The 14726-nt window shown below is 66.7% G+C and carries 11 protein-coding genes; 4 read left to right on the forward strand and 7 right to left on the reverse strand.

All coding sequences use genetic code 11. The annotated features are described in order from the left end of the window. Nucleotides 1–267 precede the first annotated feature (267 nt). The 3 genes from ACX12D_RS32030 (at nt 268) to ACX12D_RS32040 (ending at nt 4585) form a co-directional block, all read left to right on the forward strand. On the forward strand, nt 268–708 hold the full coding sequence (locus tag ACX12D_RS32030) for a DoxX family protein (RefSeq protein ID WP_459375004.1): 441 nt from the start codon (nt 268–270) through the stop codon (nt 706–708). 51 nt (nt 709–759) lie between these two features. Next, nucleotides 760–2367: an MFS transporter gene (locus ACX12D_RS32035; protein WP_459375005.1), complete on the forward strand. Its 1608-nt coding sequence runs from the start codon at nt 760–762 to the stop codon at nt 2365–2367. A 154-nt stretch (nt 2368–2521) separates the two neighbouring features. After that, nucleotides 2522–4585, forward strand: coding sequence for an NAD(+) synthase (locus ACX12D_RS32040; protein ID WP_459375006.1), 2064 nt, complete (start codon nt 2522–2524; stop codon nt 4583–4585). A gap of 81 nt (nt 4586–4666) precedes the next feature. Here the strand turns inward: ACX12D_RS32040 and ACX12D_RS32045 are convergent, their stop codons facing one another. Together ACX12D_RS32045 and ACX12D_RS32050 are read right to left on the reverse strand one after the other, a co-directional pair. After that, entirely contained in the window at nt 4667–5185 is a 519-nt protein-coding gene (locus ACX12D_RS32045; protein ID WP_459375007.1) for a DUF3016 domain-containing protein, read from the reverse strand. Nucleotides 5186–5258: 73 nt separating this feature from the next. After that, nucleotides 5259–6227 (reverse strand): LysR family transcriptional regulator, encoded by a 969-nt coding sequence (locus tag ACX12D_RS32050; protein WP_459375008.1) that lies wholly within the window; start codon nt 6225–6227, stop codon nt 5259–5261. Nucleotides 6228–6352: 125 nt separating this feature from the next. Between ACX12D_RS32050 and ACX12D_RS32055 the strand changes: the two genes are divergently transcribed. Further along, nucleotides 6353–7600: an MFS transporter gene (locus ACX12D_RS32055; RefSeq protein WP_459375009.1), complete on the forward strand. Its 1248-nt coding sequence runs from the start codon at nt 6353–6355 to the stop codon at nt 7598–7600. A 41-nt stretch (nt 7601–7641) separates the two neighbouring features. On the opposite strand, the gene ACX12D_RS32060 is transcribed toward ACX12D_RS32055, so the two are convergent. The 5 genes from ACX12D_RS32060 to ACX12D_RS32080 form a co-directional block, all read right to left on the reverse strand. Further along, nucleotides 7642–9123 carry a carboxylesterase family protein gene (locus ACX12D_RS32060; protein WP_459375010.1) on the reverse strand — a complete coding sequence of 494 codons (1482 nt, stop codon included), beginning with the start codon at nt 9121–9123 and terminating at the stop codon, nt 7642–7644. A 4-nt stretch (nt 9124–9127) separates the two neighbouring features. Then, nucleotides 9128–10465: an MFS transporter gene (locus tag ACX12D_RS32065; protein ID WP_459375011.1), complete on the reverse strand. Its 1338-nt coding sequence runs from the start codon at nt 10463–10465 to the stop codon at nt 9128–9130. A gap of 18 nt (nt 10466–10483) precedes the next feature. Further along, nucleotides 10484–11629, reverse strand: coding sequence for a porin (locus ACX12D_RS32070; RefSeq protein ID WP_459375012.1), 1146 nt, complete (start codon nt 11627–11629; stop codon nt 10484–10486). Between the two features lie 320 nt (nt 11630–11949). Beyond that, entirely contained in the window at nt 11950–12891 is a 942-nt protein-coding gene (locus tag ACX12D_RS32075; RefSeq protein ID WP_459375013.1) for a LysR family transcriptional regulator, read from the reverse strand. A gap of 113 nt (nt 12892–13004) precedes the next feature. Beyond that, the gene (locus ACX12D_RS32080) at nt 13005–14384 is read right to left on the reverse strand and encodes an MFS transporter (protein ID WP_459375014.1); all 1380 of its coding nucleotides are present in this window, start codon (nt 14382–14384) and stop codon (nt 13005–13007) included. Nucleotides 14385–14726 lie beyond the last annotated feature (342 nt).

The following is a 14726-nucleotide window of genomic DNA, read 5'->3' on the forward strand; positions in this document are numbered from 1 at the left end:
CATGATAGAGCGGCGTGCGCGCACACATGGCGGCAGGGTGATTGCCGCAGCCGTGGGCGCCGCGCGGCTTCGGTTCCCTTCGTCCTGGCCCGGCCGCATCCTACAATCACATGGTGTGACGCCGTCGCGGCTCGTGGCCGGCAGGACGGTTGGCGGCGCGGCCTGTTCCGGTTTCACGCCTATGCGGTTTGGCAAGTGAGTTGGCAAGTGAGTTGGCAAGCGGTTTGGCAAGCGGGTTGGCAACTCACCTATCAAGGGGATGCATCGATGGAATCGAGAAGCTCGTACCCCGGGATCTCCAGCGGCAATGGCCTGTCGCGCACCGGGTCCGTCATTGCGTGGATAGGCTTGCTGGGGCTCTGCGCGGCCTATCTGCAGGGCGGCATCAACAAGGCGCTGGATTTCCCCGGCGCCGTGGCGGAACTGGCGCACTTCGGCCTGGCGCCAGCGGCGCCCCTGGCGGCGGCCACCATCGCGCTCGAACTGGGGGCTTCGCTGATGATCCTGCTCGGCTTCTATCGCTGGGCCGGCGCGCTGGCGCTGGCGGTGTTCACCGCCTTTGCCACCTTTATCGCCAACCGGTTCTGGCTGATGGCGCCGCCGGAGCGTTTCATGGCGGCCAATGCCTTCTTCGAACACCTCGGCCTGGTTGGCGGCTTTGTGCTGGTGGCCTGGTACGACCTGCGTCACCGGCGCCATCGTGGCTAGCCGGGCGCGTCGCCGCGGCGGGCCGCCGGCGTCACCGGACCTGGAGCTGAAATGAGTCAGGAACTCTCCGGCACCGCGCTGGGGGAGCCTGCGGGCGGGCCGTGGAGCCCCTTGCGCAACAAGGTGTTCCGGGCCGTCTGGCTAGCCACGCTGGTCTCCAATATCGGCACCTGGATGCATGATGTGGGCGCCGGCTGGATGATGACGTCGGTCAGCCCGTCGCCGCTGATGGTGGCGCTGGTGCAGGCCGCCACCACGCTGCCGATGTTCCTGTTTGCGCTGCCGTCCGGCGTGCTGGCCGATATCGTGGACCGGCGCAAATACCTGCTGTTTGCCCAGGCCTGGATGCTGGTGGTGGCGACGGTGCTGGGCCTGCTGGCGCTGGCCGGGCTGGTAACGCCGGCGGTCTTGCTGGTCGCCACCTTCTTGCTTGGCACCGGCGCGGCGATGAGCGCGCCGCCATTCCAGGCCATCGTGCCGGACCTGGTGCCCAAGCCGGAGCTGCAATCGGCGGTGGCGCTCAACTCGCTCGGGGTGAATATCAGCCGGGCGATCGGGCCCGCCCTGGGCGGCGTCGTGCTGACCCTGTATGGCCCACCTGCCGTGTTCCTCCTGAATGCGGTATCGGTGGTGGGCGTGCTGTGGGTGATCTACCAATGGCAGCCCGCGCAGGCCACGCGGCGCCTGCCGCCCGAGCATTTCTTCCAGGCCGTGCGGGCGGGCCTGCGCTACGTGCAGGCGGCGCCAGTGCTGCAGGTGGTGCTGGTTCGCGCGGTGGCGTTCTTTGCTTTCGGCAGCGCCGGTTGGGCGCTGTTGCCGCTGGTAGCGCGCAAGGAACTGGCGGTGGGCCCCGGCGGGTATGGGCTGCTGCTGGCGTGCGTGGGCGCCGGCGCGATCGGCGGCGCGCTGATGCTGCCGCGCTTGCGCAAGATGCTCTCGCCCGACTGGCTGGTGCTGGGCGCCAGTGTGATCTTTGCGCTGGCCTTGTTCGCCATGTCGGGCATCAAGCGCTTCGCCCTGATCGCCATCGTGCTGCTGTTCGCAGGCCTGGCGTGGATTGTGGTGCTGTCCGTGCTCAATGGCGGTGCGCAGCGCAGCGCCGCCGGGTGGGTCAAGGCGCGGGCGCTGGCGGTCTACCTGCTTGTCTTCTTTGGTTCGATGGCGGCCGGCAGCGCGGTATGGGGACAGGTTGCCTCGCTACAAGGCACGGCGCCGGCCCTGCAGGTGGCAGGCGCGGGCATGTTGCTTGCCGCCGCGCTGGCCATGCGCTGGCGGCTGGCCGATTCTCCCGACCTCGATCTCACCCCGTCGCCGCATCTTGCGGGCGCGCCGGTGCTTGACGAGACCGCGGGCGACCGCGGCCCCGTGATGATCAGCGTCGAGTACTACGTCGACAAGGCCAATGCCGCTGCGTTCCATGCCGCCGCCCGCGAGTTGCGGCGCGTGCGCCGGCGGGGCGGGGCGCTGTCATGGAATCTGTTCGAGGACATGGACGAGCCGGGGCGCTATGTGGAGACGTTCGTCATCGAGTCGTGGCTGGAGCATCTGCGCCAGCATGAGCGCTTCAGTGTGAACGACAAGGCAATCCAGGCCCGCGTCCATGCGCTGCACCTGGGGCCGGCGGCGCCCAGGGTCCGGCATTTCGTGTCTCCGCTTTAGCGAGCGCGCTGCATCGCTGTGCCCGGCTCATCCGAACACACTCCAGCACCGCCAGCCGCGCGCGTCGTAGAATTGCGCCATATACCGCACAACCTACTTCCCCGCCCGGCTTGCGCCGCAAGCGCTGCACCGCGCAGTGCAAGGATGATTTGACATGTCTGACACGAAGAACCCGTTCCTCAATATCTACGCCCATGGCTTTGCCCGCGTGGCCGTGGGCGTGCCGGTGTGCCGCGTGGCCGATCCGGCCTTCAATGCCGCCGAAACGATCGCGCTGGCCAGGGATGCCGCCAGCCAGGGCGCGGCGCTGGTGGCCTTTCCGGAGCTGGGCTTGTCCGCCTATACCTGCGACGACCTGTTCCATCAGCGCGCCTTGCTCGACGCCTGCGAGGCGGCCCTTGCCGCGATCGTGGCTGCGTCGAAGTCGATTGCCGCGACGCTGGTGGTGGGGCTGCCGCTGCGGGTCGAGCATCAGTTGTTCAACTGCGCGGCGGTGGTAGCCGGCGGGCGCATCCTTGGCGTGGTTCCCAAGACTTACCTGCCAAACTACTGGGAGTTCTACGAGGCGCGCCAGTTCAGTTCCGCCGATAGCGCGGTAGCCACCGAGGTGCTGCTATGCGGCAGCAAGGTGCCTTTTGGCGCCGGCCTGCTGTTCGAGGCGCAAGACGTGCCGTTCCTGCGCTTCCATGTGGAGATCTGCGAGGACGTGTGGGTGCCGATTCCGCCGTCGTCGTTCGCGGCGCTGGCGGGCGCGACCGTGCTGGTGAACCTGTCGGCTTCCAACATCGTGATCGGCAAGTCCGGCTACCGGCATCAGCTGGTCAGCCAGCAGTCGGCGCGCTGCCTGGCGGCGTACCTGTACAGCTCGGCGGGCAAGGGCGAGTCGTCCACCGACCTGGCGTGGGACGGGCAGGCGCTGATCTACGAGAACGGCGAGCTGCTGGCGGAGTCCGAGCGCTTTGCGGACAGCTCGCACCTGACCTTTGCGGATGTCGACCTTGAGCGCCTGTCGCGCGAGCGCATGCACCAGACCACGTTCGGCCACTCGGTGCGGCGCCATAGCGCGGAGGTGGCGAAGTTCAAGGTGATCCCCTTCGCCATGAACCTGGCGCTGGACAAGCCATTGCCGCTGCGCAGGACGGTGGAGCGGTTCCCCTACGTGCCGTCCGACGCGCGGCGGCGCGACGAGCGCTGCAGCGAGGTCTACAACATCCAGGTGCAGGCGCTGGTCCAGCGGCTGTCGTCCAGCGGCATCTCCAAGGTGGTGATCGGCGTCTCCGGCGGGCTGGATTCCACGCACGCGCTGCTGGTGTGCGCCAAGGCCATGGACCGGCTGAAGCTGCCGCGCACCAACATCATCGGCATCACCATGCCGGGCTTTGCCACCAGTGACCGCACGCTGCTCCAGGCGCGCAAGCTGATGGAGGTGGTGGGTTGCGTGGCCAAGGAGATCGACATCCGGCCAAGCTGCGTCGAGATGCTCAAGGACCTCGACCATCCCTACGCGTCCGGCAAGCCGGTGTACGACGTCACGTTCGAGAACGTACAGGCCGGCGAGCGTACCAACCATCTGTTCCGCTTCGCCAATCACAGCCACGCCATCGTGATCGGCACCGGAGACCTGAGCGAGCTGGCCCTGGGCTGGTGCACGTATGGCGTGGGCGACCACATGTCGCATTACAACGTGAACGGCAGCGTGCCCAAGACGCTGATCTCGCACCTGGTCCGCTGGGTGGCGGAGACCGGGCAGATCGGCAATGCCGGCTCGGACGTGCTGCTCGACGTGCTTGGCACGGAGATCAGCCCGGAACTGGTGCCGGGCGACTCCGCCGACGCGCCCCAGCAAAAGACCGAGAACTTCATCGGTCCGTATGAGCTGCAGGATTTCAACCTGTACTACACGCTGCGGTTCGGCTTTACGCCGACCAAGATCGCCTTTCTTGCCCTGAGCGCATGGGGCGAGCGCGACAAGGGCAACTGGCCTGACGGGCTGGACGTGGTGCGCAACGTGTACAAGCTGGCCGACATCAAGCGCAATCTGCGCATCTTCCTCGACCGTTTTTTCCGGACCAGCCAGTTCAAGCGCTCGTGCGTGCCGAACGGGCCCAAGGTGGGGTCGGGCGGCTCGCTGTCGCCGCGCGGAGACTGGCGGGCACCGAGCGATTCAGAGTCCGTGGTGTGGATGAAGGACCTGGACCGGGTGCCCGACGAGATTTGATGGCGCCGGGGTGGCTCCGGACTTTGGCTATCGCTCGATGACGTGCTCGATGACGTGCTCGATGACGTGCGCGTTGGTGTGCTAGTTGGCATGCTCGACGACGCGCTGGACGATGCGCTTGTCGAACCAGTCATCCAGCATGGCCTTCTCGTAGCGTAGCGGGTCGCTGCTGCTGTAGGTGTTGACCGACATCAAGAAATTCATGTCGACGAGCCGGTCTTCGCCGCTGGCCAGCACCTGGTCGCCCTGGCTCAGGGTGTAGCGCAGCGTCATGCGCGGCCAGGTGATGTCCCGCACCACGCGCACGTCCTGGCCGTGGAAACGCAGTGGCTCGAAGCGGCCCGCCAGGTCGATGTCGAGCACCTCGATCCTGAGCGTGTCGCCCGACGGCAGCTTGCGCCCGGCCAGGCGCTCCAGGTGCTGGCTGATATCGTGCTCCACGGTGGCGAGATCCTTCTCGCTGGCGTACGCGTGGCTGTATGCGGCGTCGGTGTAGCTTTCCGGGTTGAGGAAGGAGACGGAGAGGCGAGCGCCGGGCGGCGTGGCAAGCGCGTGGATGCTAAACAGTGCCACGGCGGCAAGGCACAGGTTTTTACGCATTGCAACCTCCCGTTCCGGGACGAACCTACTGGGTTCGACACCCGACGGGGAATGCTTGTTCCGGGTGGCGCAATCAGCCTGCCATGGTCGCCGGCACGCATTGCCGCATCGTCTCCACAAAGCGGCGCAGCTTGGCCGGATAAAAGCTCGCATAGGGATAGATCAGGTACATCGGCAGCGAGGATGCCTGCCACTGCGGCACCAGGTGCAGCAGCCGGCCCTGCGCAATATCCTCGGCCATCAGCCAGGCCGACGCCACGGCCACGCCCAGTCCCAGCGCCGCCGCGCTGCGCAACGCATACAGGCTGTCGGTGCCCATGCGCGGGCGGAACGTCAGCCGCTGGCTCTCGCCCGTGACCGCATGGGTCAGCGTCACCTCGTTGCGATAGAAGGTGCGCAGGGAGAGCCAGGGCAGCATGGCCAGCTCGTTCGGGTGCGAGGGCATCGCCGAGCCTTGCAGCACGGCAGGGGCGGCAACGACGATGCGGGGCACCTCGGCAAGCCGGATCGCCACCACCGACGGGTCGCTCACCTCGCCAACGTGGATGGCGCAGTCGATGCCGTCGGCAATGAACTCCGGTGTCCGGTCATACAACAGCCACTCCACCGTCACCCGCGAGTGACGGCGCAGGAACTCCGCCAGCGGCCCCACCAGCTGCTGCTGCCCGAAGGCATGCGGCACCACGACCCGCAGCGTGCCTTCGGGCTCGTCACCGGCGCCGCGCAGGTCTGCTTCGAAAGCCTCCCATCCCGCTACCAGCTCCTTGGCGCGCCCGAAGCAGCGCTCGCCATCCTCGGTGAGCTTCATCGCATGGGTCGAGCGCTGCAGCAGGCGCAGGCCAAGCGAGCGCTCCAGGCTTTGCAGGCGGCGGCTGATGGTGGGCTGGGTGGTGCCCAGTTGCGCGGCGGCCGCCGACAGGCTGCCGGCCTCGACGATCCGCACGAAGGTCTGCATCAGCTCGACGCGGTCGGCGGAAGGCGTGGAGGGGGTGACTGGAGCGACTGGGGCTGGAGCGGCAGGGGCGGAGGGCTGGGTTTTCATGGTTTCCGGCATGGCGGCCATTGGTCATGCGTCTGGCGTATAGCCATTGTGCGAAGTGTAGTACTACCACGTGCCGAGGGCCACCGGCAAACTCCAGCCATGTTTTCCACCTGAGAGCTAACGCAATGTCTTCCATTCAAGCTGCGCATACCACCGCTGCCGCGCGCACCGCGCACACGGCGGATTCCCCTGCCACCGGCCTGCCCGCTCGGCTGGTCCTGCTGCTTGCCGCGGGCGCCGGCCTGGCGGTGGCGTCGCTGTACTACAGCCAGCCCATGCTCGGCGTGCTGGGCCCGGACATCGGCGCCTCCGATGCGGCGGTCGGCCTGGTGCCCACGCTCACGCAGCTCGGCTATGCGCTGGGCATCCTGCTGCTGGCCCCGCTGGGCGACCGCTACGACCGCCGGCGCATCATCCTGGCCAAGGCCGCCGTGCTCAGCGTCGCGCTGCTGGCCAGCGGCGCCGCCTCCGGCATCGGGCTGCTGCTGGCCACCAGCCTGGCGATCGGGCTGGCCGCGACGATGGCGCAAGACATCGTGCCGGCCGCCGCCACGCTGGCGCCCGAGTCGCACCGGGGCAAGGTCGTCGGCACCGTGATGACCGGGCTGCTGCTCGGCATCCTGCTCTCGCGCGTGCTCAGCGGGTTTGTGGCCGAGCACTTCGGCTGGCGCATCATGTTCGTGATCGCAGCGGCCAGCATTGCGCTGATCGGCGTGGTGGCCGCGCGCGGCCTGCCGCGCTTCAAGCCCACCACCCATCTTGCGTACAGCGCGCTGCTGGGCTCGCTCGGCAAGCTGTGGCAGAAGCACGGCGCGCTGCGCCGGGCGACGCTGTCGCAGGGGCTGCTGTCGGTTGGCTTCAGCGCATTCTGGTCGACCCTTGCCGTGATGCTGCACGGCGCGCCGTTCCACCTGGGCAGCGCGGCGGCTGGCGCATTCGGCCTGGCCGGTGCCGCCGGCGCGCTCGCCGCACCGCTGGCGGGCCGCCTGGCAGACCGCAAGGGCCCGGAGCTCGTCACCCGCCTGGGCATTGCGCTGACCGCGATCTCGTTCGCCGGGATGCTGCTCTCGCCGCTGCTCGCACCGCACGCACGGCTGTGGTTGATTGGCGCCAGCGCGCTGGGCTTTGACCTCGGTGTGCAGATTACGCTGGTCGCGCACCAGACCATCGTCTACGGCATCGAGCCTGGCGCCCGCAGCCGCCTCAATGCGGTGCTGTTTGTCGGCATGTTCGTGGGGATGGCGGCCGGCGCCGCGCTGGGCAGCGTGCTGCTGGCGCGCTGGGGCTGGATGGCGGTGACGCTGTTGTCGACCGCGACGGCTATCGGGGCGCTGGCGGTGCGGATGTGGCCGGGTGCACGGCTGGCCCGCTGATTTCAGGCCTTCTCAATGCCCGAGCCGGCGCATGGCTGGCACTAAGTGGCAAGCAAGGGATGCCACGGCTTCCAGGAGATGCCGGCATCCTCGATGTCCGCGATGCCCGGCGCGGCGACATCGAAGGGCTGCCACGCAGCGCCAGACAGCGTGGCTGGCTTGCCCGCCGTGACAAAGCTGGATATGGCCAGGCGGAATGCGGCGCCCACGTTCTCGAATGTCTCTTCAGGGATATTTGCAATCATGGGCGCATCAAGCCAGTCGCCGCGGTTCCCGAACAGGAAGGGCAGTTCCAGGCAGTGTGGGCTCATGAGGTTTGGCACGCGGCTCTGCACGCTGAACCGGTATGGATAGACAGGCTTGGCCGCGCTGGCGAGCGCGCTGGAGATCTCGCGCGCCGCGGCGCCGAACAGGCCGTATCCGCTTGCATCGACCAGTTGGGTGTATGGCGTGTGGGCAGGACGCGCGGCGGCAAAGGCCGCGTAGTGCTTCATCGCGGCCCCCCCGAACCTGGTCTCGAACCAAGCCATGACCTGCTGCTCCGAGGCGTTCACCACCTCGGGCGCGGCCGCCATGAAGGCGGTACTCTCGTCAGCCGTAAAGCCTAGCAGGGACGCTGACACGTGCGCTTGCCTGGCCGCACGCGGCAGGTCGAGGAGCCAGTCGGGGACAAGGCCTTCTTCTGCCACCGGCCGGAAGCCGACCGAGATTTCACCGAAACCGGCGCGCGCCCGCATCAACTGGCTTTGCGCGGCAAGGATGTCATTGACCGGCAACGCGCCGATGTCTTGCGCGCCTGCGGCGTCGAGCAACGCGAGGCTCGTGCGATACGCGTCGTGCGGCGACAGCGGCGGCAAGGCCGGCAGGCTGAACATGGCGTTCCGATGGAGCAGCCCCTTCGACGCGGGGCTGACGCCAAGCAACCAGGCGTAGTAGGCCCCGGCCGACTGGCCGCCAACCGTGACGCGCGCCGGATCGCCGCCAAACCGGCTGATATGCTCCTGCACCCACTCCAGGGCGCGAATCAGGTCGCGAACGGCGCGATTGGCGCCGCGCGCATCGCTGGCATCGGTGAAATGGCCCAGCGCGCCAAGCCGGTAGTTGACCGTGACCACGACCATGCCGCTTTCCCTGGCTATGCGCTCGCCGTCATACCAGGCAGCGGTGCCACCGCCGGTGAGAAAGCCGCCGCCATGAATGAACACGAACACTGGCCGGCGCTCCGCATCGTGCGGCGCCCACACATTGAGGAGGAACGCGTCTTCGGATTGCGGGTTGCGGTCGATGCCGTTGCCCATGACCGTAGCCAGGCGCGAAGGCGCTTGCGGGAAGACCGCGCCGAGCGCGGTGGCATCGCGTTCGCCAGTCCATGCGGACGGCGGCGTCACCTCGGATAACCGGCTCCCGGGATGGGCTCGCTCGCCATAAGGCACTCCGCGAAATGCAAAGATGCCATCGGACGCCTCGCCACGGATGGCGCCGATCGACAAGGACACCACAACGGATTTCTCTTTGACAGGCATTGGATCAGACTCCAGGTTCACGCAACTTGCGGATAAGGAACGGTACGATCACGGCGCACACCAGCACCGTGCCGCCGACAGCGGCGATGATCTCGGGCAGTGCCACGCCGGACTTGATCAACAGCCCGACAGAGCCCGCGCCCGCCAGCGATCCCACGCGGCCGAGCGCGCTGGCCCAGCCCGCGCCCACGGAACGTATCTGCGTGGGGTAGGCCGCAACCGCGACGGCGTTGAGCACGACGATGGGCCCGCTGATCAGGAAGCCCGAGCAGAACACGGCGATGGCGTACCCTGCCGTGGCATCAGGCGAGGCGATCAGAAGCGGGCTGGCGGCACCGGTCAGCAAGGCGATCCCGACAAAATGCAGCGGCGCGATGCGCCGGATGGCGAAGGCGCCCACCATTGCGCCGGCCAGGCCGCCAAACTGGAACAGGGACGCCGTCCTGGAGGCCATGGCAACGCTTTCCCCGGTACTCCTTATCAAGGTCGGGAGCCAGCTTGCGATGACATAGAAGCTGCCCAGTATCAGGAACATCAGCAGCCAGAGCAGCACCGTGGTTGACCGGTACTGCGTGCTGAAGAGCTGCGCCACGCTGCCCTTCGTGATCTCGCTCGGCAGCGCGGGGGCCTTGAACATCGCTGCGCCAGGCTGGGGCGCGCCCAGCTTGGCCAGGGCGGCGCATACCCGGCCCGAACCGGCCCCGGTCTGGACCAGGAATGCTGGCGACTCGGGCAACAGGGCAAGGATGGCGGGAACGAGCAGCAGCGGCCCGATGCCCCCGAGGAGAAACAGCCCCTGCCAGCCGATGCTGTCGATCAGATGCCCGGTCAGGAAGCCGGCCGCGGCAGAACCGAACAGGAACCCGCAGAACACGCCGGAGAGCGCGGATGCGCGCCGGCGGGCGGGCAGCAATTCCGCCAGCAGCGCGGCAACGGCAGGCATCGCCACGCCGACGCCCACGCCGGTCATGCATCGCCATGCCACCAGCTGGAATAGCGACGCGCTGAACGCAGAGGCGAGGGTGGCTAGCGCAAACGCGAGCGTGCCGGCCACGAGCACAGGCCTTCGGCCGCGCATATCGGCAACGCTTCCCGCAGTGATATAGCCGAACAGCAGCCCGAACATGCCCGCTGCGATGGCTGCGGAGATTTCGGCCGGCTGCGCGCCGAAGTGCGTGGCGATCTGCGGCGCAATGAATCCAATGATGGCTGCATCGAAGCCCTCGAGCGCAACCACGGCAAAGCAGATGGCGATGATGCGGCGGCGGTGTCGATTGGGCGGGATGTTGTCGATCACCTGGGAGATGTCCAGGGGATCGACATGCAATGGGGGGTTCTTCATGGTAGGCGCGTGTCCCGCTCAGAATGCGTGTTCGACAAAGAGCCCGGACAGGACTTGCTTGTTGCTGTCCGACGGGCCGGCAGCGCCGTTGATAAAGGCCTTGGCGTCCGCGGTGCCCCCCGCCTTCTGGAACGCGGCTTGCAGGTAGACGTGGGTTCTCAGCGACAGCGCTTTGTCCAGTTTCAGCAGGACCTGATGCGCGTAGCGGCCCTGCAGCGCCGCGTTGCCCTTCATGTACTGGTAGTGGAGGTTGATCGTGTAGCTATCGCCCACAGGCACGGTCGAGCCGGCGCCGAACGTGTCGATCGCGCCATTGGTGAGCGCGTTTCTCACGCGGGTGTAAGACCCGGCAATCGTCGACTCGCCGATGTTCCACTTCGCCCCCAGCCCCATCGTCTGGAAGTGCGCGCGGCTGGTGGGCGTGCTGCTATCCCTGAAATCCGTATAGGCGACGGCGGCGCCATAGCGCGGGGTTTCGTAGAGTGCGCCGAGGCTATAGGTGCTTCCGTCGTTGATCGAACTGGTGCGCTCGCCGAGGGCGTACATCGCGCCGAGCTTGAGCGGCCCGAATTGCCTGGTGTACTTGGCCGCGTTGGCCAGTGCTTCGCCGTTGGTCCGGTCGGCGTCGAACGAACCCGCGCGAGCCGGGCTATAGATGCCGCCAAAATTCAGGAACGGCCCCTGCGGGCTGCCCCAGATGCCGCCGAACCATGAGCCGCTGAAGCCGGGGATCGTCAGGAAATCGAACATGAAGTCCCGCGTGTATCCCAGGGCGAGGTCGCCCAGCGAGCCGCGCAGGCCAACGATCGCATTGGTGTTGAAGAGCTGCCCGACCGTCTGGCCGTTATCCGCAAAGAACCGGCCGGCCAGCCTGAAGTACGCCGCCATGTCCGGCGACAACGTCTCGGATCCGTTCATGGCAATGTAGTTGGGCCGGTATGGGCCGGAGTCGACGCCATAGCGGGAAGCCCCTCCGACATTCGACGTCACCGTGGGGCCCGCCGTTACCAGGCCGCTGAGTGAGACACCGTCGGGCTGCGCGGCCGATGCACTGGCCGCGCAGCCCAGCGCGGTTGCTGCCAGGCTTGCCAGGAAAAGCTGGCGCAGATGAACTCGTGGAAATGCACTTCCCGTGATGGCAGACCTGCAGCCGTTCTTCCTCATTGCTTCCTCTTTTCGTGGTTTCGGTTGGAGCGCTCAGCAGAACAAGGTGGCGATCTCTCTGATATCCGGCGAGGACTTGCCGCGTGGGCGATGTCTTTAGCCTGTGACCGATACCGATGGTAGAGCGAAGGTGGAGCGGCAAGGCATGACGAATTTGAGAAGCATCATGCGTAGGTCGCATGGCCCGTGCCGGCGCTTCGAGGCAGGTGAAAAAGCGTGGCGGACGCGGGCCACGGCACGGGAAAACGCCGTGGCACCCGTGCGATGCGGATGATTTCCAAGGGGCGTCCGATTGCCCGCGCATGGGGCAAGCCGGAGGCTCAGTGGCTGCCGGCGTCCCAGGAGGATTCGACGACGCGCCGCAGACTGAGGATAAAGCTGCGTGTCTGCCGCGTGCTGGTCCGGTCGCGCCGCCAGATGGCCGACAGCGGGCCAAGACTGAGGTTGAACGACAGCGGGAGGATGCTGATCTCGCCGCGCGCGGCCATGAAGCGTGCAGCGCTTTCCGGGAGTTGCCACAGGAAGTGGCCGTGCGACATCAGTTCGCGCCCCAGTTCCAGCGAGAGCGCGCCCACGATTTCCGGCGCCGGGAGACCGGCTTCCCGGATTTCATGCACCAGCATTTCCCGAAGGATGCTGCCTGGTGGCGCGGAGATCCAGGGGTACCGGATGCACGTCGCGATATCGACATCCTGCCTGGTCAGTCTGGTCAGCGGATGATCCGGTGCGCACGCAAGCACGATGCCGTCATGCACCAGCGCGGCGGTCCGGTAGGTTTCCGCGCTCTGGCTTCTCGGAGCGCGGCTGATGAGCAGGTCGATCGCGCCTGCATCCAGTTTCTCGATCAGGGCCTCGTGCGATCCGACTTCCACCGTGATCTCCACGCGCGGATTCGCCTGCCGGAACAGGAGAATGGCCTCCGCCAGCGGCCACCGGCTGAACATCGAGAAGCAGCCCAGGATCATGTTGCCGAGATCGCCCCGGGCGATGGCACCCAGATCCGCCTCGGCCTTGTGGAAGTCGCTCAGGAGCAGGGCCGCATGGCGGCACATCGCGGCCCCGAGCGCGGTGGCCATCATGCCCTTCGCGGATCGTTCGAACAGCTTCCCGGCAACGATCTCCTCGACCTCGGCAACCGCCCGCGAGAGCCCGGACTGCGTCATGTGCAATTGCTCGGCGGCCTTGGACAGGTTTCCAAGTTCCGCGACGGAGAGAATGATCTCCAGATGGCGCGTCCGAAGCTTTCCGCGAAAAGGGGTCATTGTTTGTGGATTTGAATGAACTTTCGGGATGCGCCCCGCGACCGGGCAGGTCGGAGCGAATCGCGATCTTACCCGTAAGTGCATTCGCGACGGCGCTTGCGCCGCGCGTTCCCTTACGATGTAGTGTGCGACCCTGCCACCAGCGCGATGGGAGCTACATGCTCCGTCTTGCCCTCGCCATGCTGCGCCGAAGCCGAACGCCGATGATCGATCAGCAAGACCGCCATCATCGCGATCACCGCCGGAATGGCGATGGCCACGAAATTTTGCTGCAGCGGCAGCGACATGCCCACCAGCGCACCGATCACGATCGGCGCCAGGATGGCGCCGCTGCGTCCGATGCCCGACGCCCAGCCAATGCCGGTCGCGCGGACCGCCATCGGATAGAACTGCCCGGCATAGGCGTAGGTGACGATCTGCGTGCCGATGGTCGATGCGCCGGCCAGTGCCACCAGCACGAACAGCAGCGCGGTGGGCACCGGGTAGCCCAGCAGCGTGATCGATACCGCGGCCAGGGCGTACATGCCCACCAGCACGTACTTGATATTGAAGCGGTCCGCCAGCCAGCCGCCGCCGATGGCGCCGATCATGGCGCCAAAGTTCAGCACCAGCACGAAGGTGAGCGCCGAGCCCAGGCTATAGCCTGCGCCGGCCATCATCTTGGCCAGCCAGGAGCTGAGCGCGTAGACCATGAACAGGCACATGAAGAACGCCACCCAGAACATCACCGTGGAAAAGCCGCGCCCGTCCTGGAACAGCTTGCCAATGGGCGCGTCGCCCGCCTTGTCGCCGGCGGGCAGCGCGAACTGGTCGCCGGGCTGGGGCCGGTAGCCTGGTTCCAGGCGGGAGGCGATGTGCTTGAGTGCATCGACCTGGCCCGATTTGATCAGGAAGGGCATGGACTCCGGCAAGGACTTCAGGATGACCGGGATCAGCAGCGCCGGCAGGCCGGCGGCAAGGAAGACCGATTGCCAGCCGTAGCTTTCAATCAGGCCTTTGCCCAGCAGCGCGGCCAGCATGCCGCCCACCGAGTAGCCGCTGAACATCAGCGTGACCATGGTCCCGCGAATCTTGCGCGGCGAGTACTCGGTCATCTGCGCCACCACGTTCGGCATGACGCCACCGATGCCCAGGCCAGCCAGGAAACGCGTCACGCTGAACGTCACGGGATCGCTGGTGAAGCCGGCCGCCGCGGTGAAGACGCTGAACAACAGGATGCAGATGGCGATGGCGCGGCGCCGCCCGATACGGTCGGCCACGGTGCCCATGAAGATCGCGCCGAACATCATGCCGAACAGCGCGGCGCTGACCATGAAGCCGGCGCTGGTGGCGTCCACGCCCATGCCCTTCATGATCGATGGCAGCGCGATGCCGACCACGGCCAGGTCATAGCCGTCGAAGATGATGATGAGGGCGCACCAGAGGAGGATTTGGGCGTGGAAGCGGTTGAAGCGGGCTTCGTCGGCTAGTTTGTGGATGTCGATATGGGGCATGGGGTGTCTCCTTTTGGTCCTTTTGGCCCTTTTGGGATTTGGGTGTTTTGTTTTCGTTTGGTGGGGTTGCAACTGCTGAACGTCAAAGTCAAAGGCAGTTTCACCACCCCTGCGGGGCGGCGACCTACTTTCTTGTCTTGCCAAGAAAGTAGGCAAAGAAGGCGCGCCGGATGGGGCGACTACCTCCTCGGGCTTCGACGAAAAGAGCGGCCGGGACCCAAACTCGCATCGCCTTAAGGCGATACTCAGACATGGGTCCCTCTTTTCCGCTCTTTTCGCCGAATCCCGAGGCGCCCCATACGGCCTAGGTAAACCTTGACGGCTCGCTTCGCATCGCGTTTG

The organism is Cupriavidus sp. PET2-C1 (assembly GCF_054515855.1).